This window comes from Cellulophaga omnivescoria (genome assembly GCF_027915275.1).
Classification (GTDB): Bacteria; Bacteroidota; Bacteroidia; order Flavobacteriales; family Flavobacteriaceae; genus Cellulophaga; species Cellulophaga omnivescoria.
This window is the reverse complement of the sequence record NZ_CP115819.1, coordinates 3,631,057-3,645,224: the sequence shown is the minus strand read 5'-3', so window position 1 is coordinate 3,645,224 and position 14,168 is coordinate 3,631,057. Positions and strand designations below refer to the sequence as shown.

8 protein-coding genes are annotated in these 14,168 nt (G+C 31.8%); all 8 read left to right on the top strand.

Features of this window, described 5'->3' with window-relative positions; translation table 11 throughout:
- The first annotated feature begins 2 nt into the window (after positions 1 to 2).
- On the top strand, positions 3 to 1,919 hold the full coding sequence (locus PBN93_RS16065; protein ID WP_271081120.1) for an OmpA family protein: 1,917 nt from the start codon (positions 3 to 5) through the stop codon (positions 1,917 to 1,919).
- A 136-nt stretch (positions 1,920 to 2,055) separates the two neighbouring features.
- Positions 2,056 to 2,415, top strand: coding sequence for a hypothetical protein (locus PBN93_RS16060; protein ID WP_077404700.1), 360 nt, complete (start codon positions 2,056 to 2,058; stop codon positions 2,413 to 2,415).
- Between the two features lie 80 nt (positions 2,416 to 2,495).
- Positions 2,496 to 3,377 (top strand): DUF6268 family outer membrane beta-barrel protein, encoded by an 882-nt coding sequence (locus tag PBN93_RS16055; protein ID WP_271081119.1) that lies wholly within the window; start codon positions 2,496 to 2,498, stop codon positions 3,375 to 3,377.
- 73 nt (positions 3,378 to 3,450) lie between these two features.
- Positions 3,451 to 4,434 carry a hypothetical protein gene (locus PBN93_RS16050; RefSeq protein ID WP_271081118.1) on the top strand — a complete coding sequence of 328 codons (984 nt, stop codon included), beginning with the start codon at positions 3,451 to 3,453 and terminating at the stop codon, positions 4,432 to 4,434.
- Between the two features lie 85 nt (positions 4,435 to 4,519).
- Complete coding sequence (locus PBN93_RS16045) at positions 4,520 to 7,300, top strand: helix-turn-helix and ligand-binding sensor domain-containing protein (RefSeq protein WP_077404691.1); 2,781 nt, start codon at positions 4,520 to 4,522, stop codon at positions 7,298 to 7,300.
- A 240-nt stretch (positions 7,301 to 7,540) separates the two neighbouring features.
- Positions 7,541 to 10,576: a SusC/RagA family TonB-linked outer membrane protein gene (locus tag PBN93_RS16040; RefSeq protein ID WP_271081117.1), complete on the top strand. Its 3,036-nt coding sequence runs from the start codon at positions 7,541 to 7,543 to the stop codon at positions 10,574 to 10,576.
- 10 nt (positions 10,577 to 10,586) lie between these two features.
- Entirely contained in the window at positions 10,587 to 12,062 is a 1,476-nt protein-coding gene (locus PBN93_RS16035; RefSeq protein ID WP_077404684.1) for a RagB/SusD family nutrient uptake outer membrane protein, read from the top strand.
- 11 nt (positions 12,063 to 12,073) lie between these two features.
- The gene (locus tag PBN93_RS16030) at positions 12,074 to 14,164 is read left to right on the top strand and encodes a PKD domain-containing protein (protein ID WP_271081116.1); all 2,091 of its coding nucleotides are present in this window, start codon (positions 12,074 to 12,076) and stop codon (positions 14,162 to 14,164) included.
- The last annotated feature ends 4 nt before the right edge of the window (positions 14,165 to 14,168 follow it).

Below are 14,168 nucleotides of genomic sequence, written 5' to 3'. Positions count from 1 at the left end.
ATATGAAAAAAAGTTTATTCATTTTAAGTATACTTTTTGCTTCATTATCTGTAGCACAAAGTAAAGAAGATAGAGCAGATGTATATTTTGAAGATTTTAAGTTTAGTGAAGCTATAAAATTATATTCAAGTGTAGCATCAGAAAAAAGAAAACCATCGTTACACGTTATACAACGTTTGGCAGATAGTTATTTTAATATAAACGATTACCAAAATGCAAAAAATTGGTATAGTAAGTTATATAGTATAAAAGGGAAAGAAGTAGGAGAGAGTAACTTGATAAAATTGGTACAAAGTTTAAAAGCTAGTATGCATATAGATAGGGCAGATGAACTTTTAAAAGAGTATTACACCAATCCTACCAAATTAAAAATGATTTTATTACAAAAGGCGTATTTAGATAGCATTTCTAAGACAAAACCAAAATACACTATTAAAAATATGCCTTTTAATAGCTCAAAGTCAGATTTTGCACCTGCTATGTACTCAAGAGGATTGGTATTTGCATCTGCCAGAGACACTGCTAAGTCTAATAAACTTTATCCTTGGAACAAACAACCGTATTTAGATTTGTATTTTACAAACCCTAAACAAGAAGATTTTGTGCCAGAAAAGTTTTTAGAAAATATGGAGTCTAGTTTTCATGACGCAACCATAGCAATTTCTAATAATGGAAGAACAGTATATTTTACGCGTAATTTTATTAAAAAAAATAAACTTAATGCCAATGCAGATGGGTTGTCTAATATGCAAATATTAAAGGGTACAATTGCAGATAATAAGTTGGTAAACGTCATGTCTTTAAGTTTTAATAGTAAAAACTATTCTTGTGGCCACCCAGCATTAAGTGCAGATGGGCAGCACTTGTATTTTACATCTAATATGGAAGGCGGTTATGGTTCTAGTGATATTTATGTTGTAGAGCTATCTGCATCTGGAGACGTAGTTGGTAAACCTGTTAATTTAGGGCCAACTATAAATACAAGGGGTAGAGAAATGTTTCCTTTTGTAGATAAGGATGAGTTGTATTTTTCATCAGACGGGCATTATGGTTTAGGCGGCTTAGATATTTTTGCGTCTAAAATACTACCAAATAGTGAGTACTCACTACCTTTAAATATGGGGAAACCTATAAACAGTAATATGGACGATTTTTCTTTTATTAGAGAAATGGCTTCAAACAGCGGCTACATAGCATCTAACCGGTATGGAGGTATGGGAGACGATGATGTTTATCATTTTGAAGGTGCAAAACCTATAAACTGTTTAGAGTATTCTGGCAATGTATATAATAAGCTAACCAAACAACCATTAGAGCGGGTATCAGTTGCTATTTATGATGAAGATGACAGGCTACTACAAAATAGTAAAACAGATGTTAATGGGTATTATAATTTTATTTTACCTTGCAACCAAACAAGTAAAATTGTATTTGCAAAGGATAAGTATTCTAAAAAAACAATAACAATAGAAACTCAAGAAAACCCAGAAGAACCATCATTAAATAATAAAGTATATTTAACACCTTTTGAGAGCTTAGTAGTTAAAGAAGATAATGTAGAAAAAATAAAAGTTGATCCTATTTATTTTGATTACGATAAGTATGATATTACCCCAAGAGCGGAAATAGAATTACAAAAAGTACTTTTTGTATTAAATGAATTTCCAAAAACTAAAATAAAAATAGAATCGCATACAGACTCTAGAGGTAAGGATGCTTATAACTTAGAGTTGTCGGACAACAGAGCAAAATCTACCCGAAGATATTTAGTATCTAAAGGAATAGATATAGACCGAATAGAAAGTGCCAATGGTTTTGGCGAATTAAAACTTAAAAATAAATGTAGCAACGGTGTAAAATGTTCAGAGCAAGAGCATTTAACAAACAGAAGGTCTGACTTTATAATTGTAGCTAAATAACAATACGACTAGTTTTCCCCAAATCTTGAACAAAAGCACCGTTTTTACGGTGCTTTTGTTTTTTTGTTAAAGTATATTTAAAATACTGGCTTAATATTGCGTCATTAATTATTTTTAGGGTTAAAAATTAAGAAATATGAAAAAAGTTATAACATTAGTAATGAGTTTGTGTTTGGTTGTAGCGTTACACGCAAACACAACACCTTTAAATTCAGAGATTAAAGTAGGAACAGAACTTAAAATAGGAGCGGCATCATCTGGCACCTATCAGCATTTAGTTTTACCAAGAAAAAACTTTATTATTAAACGTGGTGGACTTGCAAATTACAAAAGCCTAAAAAACCTTAATGTTGTGGTTACTGCTGTAACTACCAACAAAAATGGTGATGTTGAGGTTACATTAAAACGTAAAAACAGTAAAAAGTTTTTTAATAGTCACCCAACAATAAAAGCAAATTATACTAAAGCAATAGCAGAAGAAGAGCTAATAAAGTAGTATAATATATAGTACACTGCCTAAATTATTGGTAAATTTGTATTGTTTTTTAATATTTATTAATAATTTAATTACACTTAATGAGGTTTAAGAGTCTGTTGTTTGTTTTTTATTTGTGTTTTGTAACCGCAACCGGACAAATATCAGATTTTGCTAGATTAGAATATAAGGTTTTACCAAGAGGAAACTCTAATTTTGGGTATAGCAGATCGCGTGCAGCTGTTAATTATCCAATAGAACTTAAAAATAGCAATTACCTTTTATTGGGGTTAGATTATAGCAATATAGAAATGTCTTTTGACCCTGAAATTGCCAAGTTTAATAGAGATATTATTCAGGATTTTCAGATGTTAGAGTTTAACCTAGCTTATATTAAAAAACTAAAGAATGATTGGCGTTTGGGTGTGCGTTTTACACCCGGATTTAGCTCTAATTTAGGCAGTAAAATAACTTTTGAAGACGCTGTTTTTGCTGGTGACGTTGTTTTTATTAATGACAAAAGAGACGACACAACAATTGATAAGCCTTACCGATTAATAGTAGGAGTATCTTATTCTCAAAACAGAGGTATTTCTTTTCCTTTACCATTTATTAGCTATTACCGTAAATTTCACCCAAAATGGTCTTATAATTTAGGTGTGCCTAAGTCTAATATACAATACCATATCTCTAAAAAATCTAGGCTTAAGTTAGTAACAGAATTAGACGGTTTTACAGCCAACATACAAGAAGGCTTACCTGTTAATAACGAAGAAGATTTGGCAAAAAAAATAAACGTATCTCTTATTTTAGGTGGTTTACGCTACGAGTTTAAAATAAAAGAACACCTAGAACTTTTTTGTAATTTTTCTGGCGTTCTTATGGAAACAGCTGAGTTAAGAAATAAAGACAACGATAAGGTTTCTACTGTAGATAAAAAAAACACCATCTATTTTGGTACGGGAATACGCATTAAAAAATAGCTTAAGATATATCTTTAATTTATCCCTATAAACCGTGACAATTTTATTGTAATGGTTTACTACTTTTACTTTTATGATTAAAGAAATTGCATCTGTAATTATTGTTCTATTAGTGGTTATATTTTTTATAACAAAATCTAAATATATGCTGTCTAAGAAAATGGCAGCCAAAAATTTAAATGCTTTTTTAAAGGCAAATTATGGTACTACTTTAAAACACACAAATTTATACAGGTTTTTTAATACGGCAACAATGAATCCTAATTGTTTTAAAGCTGTAATTTATGAAGTTGAAAATCCAAAAATAGAAATGTATTTAACTTTTGATGCAAGTAAAATTGCAGATCAAAAAGATGTTAAATCTATGTATCCAGACGGGTTATCTTTTCATCAATCTTATATACAAAAACAAGAAGTAGTAGCATCACAAGCTATAATAGATGATAAAATGATAGCTCTAGGAGTAAGTTTAGAGTGGGGTTATGATGTTATTACACTTACTTTTATTAAAGAATATACAGAAACAGAGATAGCACAAAAAGAGCAGTTTTTTTTGAACTTGTTTCGTAAAGAAGACACCGATAAATTTGGTTATTACCACAGTTTTAAATTAGAACTAATTTTTTGTGATACCCAATATCCAAGCCTATTACATTTTGTAGAAAAAGAGAATGGTGTTTGGTTTTTAAAAGACATTAGTTTAAATGAAAATGATGCAACTTTTAAAGAAACTAGAGATGCTATTATTCTTAAAACTCAACATTATTTAAAAACATTAAATCCTAAATTAAAATTACACAACTACTATGGTACATATGTAAATAAAACAGATTTTAACAGGGTTATTTATGTAGAATATACAGAGAATATTAGAACCGAAAAAGAACTTAAAGAAGCAGAAAAAGGAGTCTACGTATCACCAGTAAATGGCTATGTTGTTGTGTATTGGAACTTATTTAAAAAGCAAGCACAGCATATTGCTTTTGTTGCATTAAAAGAACATTTATCTTTGAAAGAAATTTTAGTGTACCAAAAAGAAAATTTACTATCAAAATAGTCTAATTTGGTTGCTTTTTAGCGCAATAAGTATATAAAATTGTATATTGTAGCTTACAATTTTTATAATACTTTCCAAACCATATATGTTGTTAAAAAAAATAGCAGCCTTTTCATTTTTTTTATTGTGTTTTGTTTTAAAAGCACAGGAGTTTCCTCCAATAAGCATTATAACACCACAAGAATACGCCGCAGAGAATCAAAACTGGGACATTTCTCAAAATCAAGATAATTTAATTTATTTAGCCAATAATGGCGGTTTGCTAGAATATAATGGCGCAGATTGGAAACTTTATGCCGTGCCTAACAACTCCATTGTACGCTCTGTAAAAGCTATTGGAAGTAAGATTTTTACTGGTAGTTTTATGGATTTTGGATATTGGCAGAAAAATGCTTTAGGAGTTTTAGAATATTATTCATTAAAGGAAAGTTTAAATCTTCAGTTATTAGACGGTGAACAGTTTTGGAACATAGAAAAAGTAGATGGTTGGATGATTTTTCAATCGCTCTCAAGAATATATTTAATCAACTTAGAAAAAAAAGAAGTAAAATGTATAAATGCCAAAGGTACTATTGGCAAAATGATATATGTAAACAATACATTATATTATCAAGAATTGGGTGTTGGTTTGTTTAAAATAGAAAATGAAAAAAGGAAACTAGTTAACAACAGTAATTTTTTTAAAGAGAATAAAATAATTACCATTTTTAAACAAAATAACCAATTACTTTATCTTACTGAAAACAATGGTTTTTTTACTATTACCAATAATTTACCTGTAAAATGGCAATCTATATTAGATACAGAGAAATTAAGTATTTACAATGCTATAAAACTACAAGATAATAGTATTGTGTTGGGAACAATATCTAATGGAGTATATTTTTTAAATAAAGATGGTTCATTTAATTACAAGTTAACAAGACAAAAGGGTATTAGTAATAACACAGTACTTTCTTTATTTCAGGATAGTTATAAAAATATATGGTTGGGTTTAGATAATGGTATAAATTTTATAAATAACTCGTCCAGGTTTAACGTATTTACGGATAATGATGGTCAGTTAGGAACGGTGTATACATCTATTGTACATAATGGATATATGTATTTAGGAACAAATCAGGGTTTATTTTATAAAGATGTAACCAAACAGACTAATTTTAGTTTCATACAAGGTACAAAAGGGCAAGTTTGGATGTTAAAAACTATAGATAACACCCTTTTTTGTGGGCACGATAAGGGAACATTAATTATAGATAATAATACGGTTATAAAACAGATAAGTAATTCTCCGGGTACTTGGGATTTTAAACCCATTAATAAAGATAAAAGCCTTGTTTTACAAGGTAATTATAATGGCCTGCACGTACTAAAGAAACAAAACGGAAGTTGGGAGTATAAAAACCGGTTAGAAGGTTTAAATATGTCTAGCCGTTTTTTTGAAAACATAGGGAATACCATATACGTAAATCACGAGTTAAAGGGACTTTATAAATTAAAGGTAGATGCAGATTATAAAAAAGTGCTTTATAAAGAATATTTATCTGTTTCTAAAGAGGGTAGTGGTTCTAATATTATAAAGTTTAACGGCAATTTACTTTACTCATCTTCTCAGGGTATATTTACATTAAAAAATAATGAGTTTGTTAAAGACTCTATTTACACTAATCTTTTTAAGGATTATAGTAGTTTAACTACATTAATGAAAATAAAGGAAGATAGTACCAAATTATGGCGCTTTGCAGATGATAATATTTCTATTTTAAACTTTGGAAGCATAAGCAATGAACCTAAACTTACAAACATACCTGTAGCTCGTAATTTAGTGAATAGCGTAGCTGGTTTTGAAAATATGACTCAGGTAGGAGGTATTGGTTATTTAGTGGGTACATCTAACGGTTACTTACTTTTAAATAATTTAAATACAGCAAATACAGAAAACCTAAATATAAATATAAATGCAGTAGAGGTTTATAAAAGAGATGAACCTAAAATTAGGATAAACTTACAAAAGAATAGTGCACTTAAAAACAAGCAAAACAATATCGTTTTTTATTATAGTTTTCCTTTTTTTAATACAATTGTAAAAAATGAGTATCAATATCAATTAAAAGGCTTGTCTAACAAATGGTCTAATTGGTCACAAAATACGTCTCAACTTTTTGAAAACTTACCGTACGGAGAATATACATTTAACGTTAGGGGAAAATCTGGTAACAACATAACAAACACGGTCAGTTACACTTTTACTATAGATCGTCCTTTTTACCTTTCTAATTTAGCAATTGCAATATACATTTTTGCTTGTGTTTTACTTTTTAAGCTAATAGATGTGTATTATAAAAACAAACAAAAAAGAGCATTGTTAAAAACGCAACAAAAACTCTCCAGAAAAGAGTTAGAAAACAAGCAGCAACTCACCCAGCTAAATAACGAAAAGTTAAAGCTAGATATTGAGAATAAAAATAGAGAATTGGCTATCTCTACAATGAGTATTATTAGAAAGAATGAATTTTTAAATACGATAAAAAAAGAACTTATAAAAGCTAATTTAGGTAACAAAGTATCTTCTGTAATTAAAATAATTGATAAAAATATTAACAATACAGATGATTGGAAACTATTTCAAGAAGCATTTAATAACGCAGACAAGGATTTTTTAAATAAAATAAAAGCAAAGCACAGTGCACTTACTCCTAACGATTTAAAACTATGCGCGTATTTACGTTTAAATTTGTCATCTAAAGAAATTGCCCCTTTATTAAATATATCTCCTAGAAGTGTAGAGGTTAAACGATATCGTTTGCGTAAAAAAATGAATTTACCCCATGAAACTAGTTTAACTAGTTATATTTTGGAATTATAATACTACTACATTTTTAAATTTCACCAATACATTACCACAACATTAACAATTTTAGCTAATATCTAGTTTTAATTTTGTGTTATTTTCTTACAAGCCAAAACACCAGTAAAATCAAGGTGTATATTATGATATCAACATTTTTTACTGTGTTTTTTTGCGGTGTATGTTTTTTGTAGTGTCTCAAATTAAGAATTTCTTAGCATTACTTTTTAAATTTGAGAGTACAACAAAAACTATTTTATGAAAACAAAACTTAGCTTATTATTTACCTTTTGTTTTTGTCTCGTATCCTTTGCACAACAAAACAATGTTTCGGGTACAATTACAGAACAAGGAACAGGTTTCCCCATTCCTGGAGTAAGTATAATTATTAAAAATACTATTAAGGGAGTGGTATCAGATTTTGATGGAAATTACACCATTACTAATGTGCCAGAAAATGCAATTCTTCAGTTTAGTTATTTGGGGTATGTTACCCAAGAAATTAAAATAACTAACCAACAAACGTTAAATGTTGTTTTAACAGAAGACGTTTCTAAGTTAGATGAAGTTGTTGTTATTGGTTATGGAGGCCAAAAAAAGAAAGACATTACAGGAGCCGTTTCTATTGTAAGTTCAGAAACAATAGAAGAACTTAGACCTGTAGATGCAGCACAAGCATTACAAGGTACATCTGCTGGTGTATCTGTAACGGCACCATCTGGTTCTCCTGGTGGGCAATTTAATATTACTATTAGAGGTGTAAACTCTAACGGAGACAATGGTCCTTTGGTAATTATAGATGGTTATAAAGGAGATTTAAACAGTATTAATCCAAGTGATATTGAGTCTTTTTCAATATTAAAAGATGCACAAGCTGCCATTTATGGTATAGAAGGTGCAAACGGAGTTGTACTTGTTACTACTAAAAGTGGTAGAAAAAACTCTGCGCTTAAAATTAGTTACAACGGTTATACTGGTATACAACAAACTACCAGACAATTACCGTATTTAAATGCAACAGAATACGCATTGTTATTAAATGAGAGCTATGCTGCAAATGGTCAAGATTTGCCGTATGCAGATGTAAGTAATTTAGGCACTGGTACAGATTGGCAAGATGAGTTGTTTGAGTCTGCACCAATTACCAACCATAACATATCACTTACAGGTGGTGGCGAAAAAAACACCTATTATTTTGGTGGTTCTATTTTAGAGCAAGATGGTATTATTGCTAGTGATAAATCTAATTTTACTAGAGCAAACGTTAAAGTTAAATTGGGTTTTGATGTTACAGATAAATTAAAATTTACCACATCTGCTAACTATTTTAATAATGTTAGAAAAACAATAGGAGAAAATGCATTAGGGTCTCCTTTATTTAACGCGCTTAACTATGCACCAACGTACACTTTAGATCAAGAAGATGCATCAGGCTTTTTAGGTAATGAGGTTATAAACCCTTTATCACAAATAGCAAATACCTACAACAAGTATAACGGTAATTCTATAGAAGGTACTTTTCAGTTAGATTATGAACCTTTAGACGGATTAAAAATTACTTCTCGTATAGGTTTAAAATCATATAATGATACGCAAAAATCATTTGCACCAATTGTAAACTATGGTTCTGGTAAAGTTTTTAATACAGACCGTAGTAGTGTTACACAAACAAAAAACACCAACAACTCATACACTTGGGACACTTTTATTACTTACAACAGGACTTTTGCAGAAAATCATAACGCTACAGTTACTTTGGGTACAAGTGCACAAAGAGCTTGGGGAGATAATTTACAAGGTACCGGTTTTGATGTGCCTAACAACTCTTGGGAGTTTGCAGACATATCATTAGCAAATGGTTTAAGCGAAGCAAAATCTACAAGTTCTTATATTTATGATTCTAGATTATCATCATTCTTTACAAGGTTACAGTATGATTATAAAGGAAAATATTTACTTTCTGCAATGGTGCGTAGAGATGGTACATCAGACTTTTCACCAAGTAACAGAATAGATTATTTTTCTTCTGCTACAGCAGGTTGGATAGTTTCAGATGAAGCTTTCTTAGAAGATTCAGACGTTATAAACTTTTTAAAGCTTAGAGCTAGTTATGGCTCTTTGGGTAACAATGTGGGAGTAGATCTTTATAGAGCATTACTTAGTGGTGAGGCTACTTATGTTTTAAATAATGGTTTAGTAACTGGTACAGCAAACGGAAGAATTCCTAACCCTGAAGCTACTTGGGAAACTGCAGATAAATTAGATATTGGTTTAGATTTAAACTTGTTTAACAATAAATTACAGTTTACTGCAGATTATTTTGTAGAAGACCGTAATGATTTATTAATAGCAAACTTTCCTGTGTCTGGTATATTGGGAGCTTCTGCTCCTGGTGCAGGTTTACCAACGGTTAATGCTGGTACTACACGTACAAAAGGTGTTGAGTTTTTTGTAAACTACAAAGAGAGTTTTTCAGATAACCTATCTGTAGACCTTAGTTATAATGTTACTAAAGTAAATGGCGAGGTAACATCTGTAAACAATGATATTGTATCAGAAGGTGGTTCTTTTAGTGTTGGCCAGCCTGCAATTACACGTATGGAAGTTGGCCAGCCTATTGGTTATTTTTATGGACTTAAAACAGATGGTGTTTTTCAAAACCAGGCAGAGGTAAATGCAGCACCATCACAAGAAGGTTTAGGTTCTGCTGCTGCTCCTGGAGATTTAAAATATGTAGATACCAATAATGATGGTGAAATTACCATTGCAGACAGAACATATTTAGGAAAAGCACAGGCAGATTACATAATGGGACTAAATTTAAGAGTTAAGTACAAAAATTTAGATTTTGGAACCTATATGTATGCAGAGTTAGGTAAAGAAATGGTTCGTAATTATGAAAGAGATCAACCTAACATAAACAGATCTAGTCTTTATTTAAATAGATGGACAGGAGAAGGCACTAGTAATACAGTACCAAGAGCAACCATAGGAGCAACTACTAACAGGTTATTCTCAGACTTTTTTGTTGAAGATGCATCTTTTTTAAGAATACAAAATATACAATTAGGCTACACATTACCAGATGAGTTTTTACAAAAAATAGGTGTTAGCAAATTACGTATATATGGTTCTGTTAACAATGCATTTACGTTTACAAAGTACAATGGTTATGACCCTGCTGCGCAAGGCGTTAATCAAAACGGAAATTTAGATGTATTCTCTAGCGGAATTGATTACGGATTTTACCCAGTTTCAAGACAGTTTATTTTAGGTTTAAATCTTTCTATATAAAACAAAAAATATGAAAACATATATAAATAAAACCATCACTAGTTTGTTTGTAATACTATGTGTAATTACAAACAATGCTTGTAGCGATTCTTATTTAGAAGAAGTAGATAGGTATAGTATAGATTCGGAAAATTATTTTAATTCTGAAGAAGATTATTACAATGCTTTAATTGGTGCGTATGACTTATTACAGTCTACGTATGTAAATGTAATTTTAGGCGAAATTGCATCAGACAATACATTAGCAGGAGGAGAAAGCGCTACAGATGTAGTTGGTTTTCAGCAAATAGATGATATGATACATACGCCAGTAAATAGTAATTTAAGAGACATTTGGAACTGGATGTTTGCAGGCGTTAGTAGAGCAAACTTTATACTAGAATTTCAAGATAAAACCGAGTTTGAAGGTAAAAATGTAATAATTGCAGAGGCTAGTTTCTTAAGGGCATATTACTATTTTGAGCTGGTAAAATGGTTTGGTCCTGTGCCTGTTAAAGAAACTCGTTTTGAGTTAGGTGAAGAAACAACGTTACCAAGATCTTCTGTTACAGAGGTATATGCTTTAATAGAAAAAGACCTAAAATTTGCAATAGATAATTTAGAGTATACAGCGCCAGAAGTTGGTAGGGTCACCAAAGGTGCAGCACAAGCGTTGTTAGGCAAAGCTTTTTTGTATCAAGAAAAATTTTCTGAAGCAGCTATTATTCTAGATAATTTAATACAAAACGGGCCATATGACCTAGTAACAGATTACAATACTATTTTTGAAAACAATGGAGAAAACGGAGTAGAATCAGTTTTTGAAGTCCAGTACTCAGATGCAGAAGGTGCAGGTTTTGGTTGTTTACAATGTAGTGAAGGTAATGTAGCTGTAGGTTTTAACGGTATTAGAAATTACTCTGGACCAGAGTTTGACTCTGGGTTTAGCTTTAATGTTCCAACGCAAGAAGTAGTAGATGCTTTTGAAGACGGAGATTTACGTAAAGAAGTTGCTATTTTAGATATAAACGCTTGGGCTGCACAAACAGGTGCTACTTTTAGTACTGGTAATGAACATACAGGGTATTACAACCGAAAATATATTGCTAGAAAAGGAGATTTAAATACCGGAGACCAAAATCTTACAAATCCTAATAATTACAGAGCAATACGTTTTGCAGATGTTTTATTAATGGCAGCAGAGGCCTACAATAGAGGCGGAATTAGTGATACTAAAGCACAGACTTATTTAAATAGAGTTAGGGAAAGAGCCTTTGGAGCACCAAATGATGTTACAGCAACTGGTGTAGCGCTAACAGATGCTATTGCACACGAAAGAAGAGTAGAACTGGTAGGAGAAGGCCACCGCTTTTTTGATTTAGTTAGAACCGGTAAGGCTGCGCAAGAAATTGATGGTTTTACTGAAGGAAAAAATGAAATCTTTCCAATTCCTATTGAAGAAATACAGTTTTCTAATGGTAATTGGCAACAAAATCCTAATTATTAAAAACCATAACTATGAAAATATTTAAATATACATTGCTTCTTTTCAGCTTATTTTTTATAAGCTGTTCAGAAGATGATAATACAGATTACGTAAACAGTATTGCAGCACCAACAAATGTGTCTGCAAAAGTGAGCGTAACACAAGATAATACAGGTGTTGTAAACATTACACCTATAGCAGAAGGCGCTACTACTTATACGGTAGATTTTGGAGATGGCTCAGAAATTATAGAAGCCGTTAAACCAGGTAATACTATAGCGCATACGTATGCAGAAGGTAGTTATGATGTTGTTATTACAGCTATTGGTTTAAATGGTAAAAAAACTACAGTTACACAAACTATAGAAGTTTCTTTTAAATCACCAGAAAATTTAGTGGTAACTATAGAAAATGATGAGGCAGTATCTAAACAAGTAAATGTAACTGCTAATGCAGATTTTGCATTGTCATATAAAGTATTTTTTGGTGAAACAGAAGCAGAAGAACCTGTAGAAGCCGCTATAGGAGAATCAATTTCTTATACCTATCAAGAAGCAGGCACGTATACCATTAAAGTTGTTGCAATGAGTGCTGCAATTGCTACTACAGATTATGAAGAAGAGTTTGTAGTTACAGCAATTGTACAACCACTTAGTTCTGCAGTTACACCACCAAGCAGAAACCCAGAAGATGTTATATCTATCTATAGTGCTGCTTATGAAGATGTTGCAGGTACAAATTACTTTCCAGATTGGGGACAAGGTGGCCAAGGTAGCGGATGGACAGAGTTTAGCCTTAATGGTGATACAATGTTACAGTACATTAATTTAAGTTACCAAGGTATTGCTTTGGCAGATGGCACTACAATAGATGTGTCACAAATGGAATATTTACATTTAGATGTTTGGACATCTGGTGATGCTACAGATTTAGAAACATCATTAATTAACAATGCGTCTGGTGTAGTTACAGAAGCTCCAGTAACATCTAGTTTATCTGCAGGCGAGTGGACAACTATAGATATTGCTTTGTCAGATTATACAGATCAGGGTTTAACAGTCTCAGAAATTTTTCAGTTAAAATTTGTAGGTACACCGTGGGCAGAAGGTACAGTGTTTATAGATAACATATACTTCTACAAAGCACCATCTAACATACCAACAGGTTTAGTAGGTACTTGGAGACTTGCAGAAGAGGCTGGTTCTTTAGGAGTTGGACCATCTCAAGGAGATATTAGTTGGTTTAATTGTGATGCAGAATGTGTAGCTCTTAGAGCTTGTTATTATGATGATACTTATGTTTTTGGAGCAGATGGTTCTTTTACAAATAATTTAGGGTCTGAGTCTTGGATTGAAGGCTGGCAAGGCGGTTCTGATGCTTGTGGCGCTCCAGTAGCTCCGCATGATGGTTCGTCTGCAGCTACATACACGTATAATGAGGCAGCAGGTACAGTTACTGTAAATGGTACAGGCGCTTACATTGGTTTAGCAAAGGCTAATAACCAAGGAGAATTGCCAAACGTTGCGGTACCAAGTGCTATAACCTATAATGTTTCATTTTTAGATGCTAACACTATTTCTGTATACGTAGAGGCTGGTTCTGGTGTTTTTTGGCAGTATAAATTAGTAAGAGACGGTGCTGTTGTTTCACCAATTGCAGGTACCTGGAAATTAGCAGAAGAGGCAGGTTCTTTAGGTGTTGGTCCTGCTCCAGGTGACATTAGCTGGTTTAATTGTGATGCTGACTGTGTAGGTTTAAGAGCTTGTTATTATGATGATACATATGTATTTGGTACAGATGGTTCTTTTGTAAACAACTTAGGAGCTCAGACTTGGGTAGAAGGATGGCAAGGTGGTTCTGATGCTTGTGGTACTCCAGTAGCTCCGCATGATGGTTCTGCAACAGCAACATACAATTATGATGCAGTATTGGGCACTGTAACAATAAGTGGTACAGGTGCTTATATTGGTTTAGCAAAGGCTAATAACCAAGGAGAATTACCTAATGTAGCTGTGCCTAGCGAAATTATTTATACAGTTTCCTTTATAGATGCAAATACAATGTCTGTTTACGTAGAAGCTGGTTCTGGTGTTTTTTGGCAATATAAATTAGTAAGAATATAAAAAG

Excerpts from the sequence above, each read along its gene's own strand:
- PBN93_RS16055 (WP_271081119.1), top strand. The coding sequence starts at position 2,496 with ATGAGGTTTAAGAGTCTGTTGTTTGTTTTTTATTTGTGTTTTGTAACC.
- PBN93_RS16065 (WP_271081120.1), top strand. The coding sequence starts at position 3 with ATGAAAAAAAGTTTATTCATTTTAAGTATACTTTTTGCTTCATTATCT.
- PBN93_RS16030 (WP_271081116.1), top strand. The coding sequence starts at position 12,074 with ATGAAAATATTTAAATATACATTGCTTCTTTTCAGCTTATTTTTTATA.
- PBN93_RS16060 (WP_077404700.1), top strand. The coding sequence starts at position 2,056 with ATGAAAAAAGTTATAACATTAGTAATGAGTTTGTGTTTGGTTGTAGCG.
- PBN93_RS16040 (WP_271081117.1), top strand. The coding sequence starts at position 7,541 with ATGAAAACAAAACTTAGCTTATTATTTACCTTTTGTTTTTGTCTCGTA.
- PBN93_RS16050 (WP_271081118.1), top strand. The coding sequence starts at position 3,451 with ATGATTAAAGAAATTGCATCTGTAATTATTGTTCTATTAGTGGTTATA.
- PBN93_RS16045 (WP_077404691.1), top strand. The coding sequence starts at position 4,520 with ATGTTGTTAAAAAAAATAGCAGCCTTTTCATTTTTTTTATTGTGTTTT.
- PBN93_RS16035 (WP_077404684.1), top strand. The coding sequence starts at position 10,587 with ATGAAAACATATATAAATAAAACCATCACTAGTTTGTTTGTAATACTA.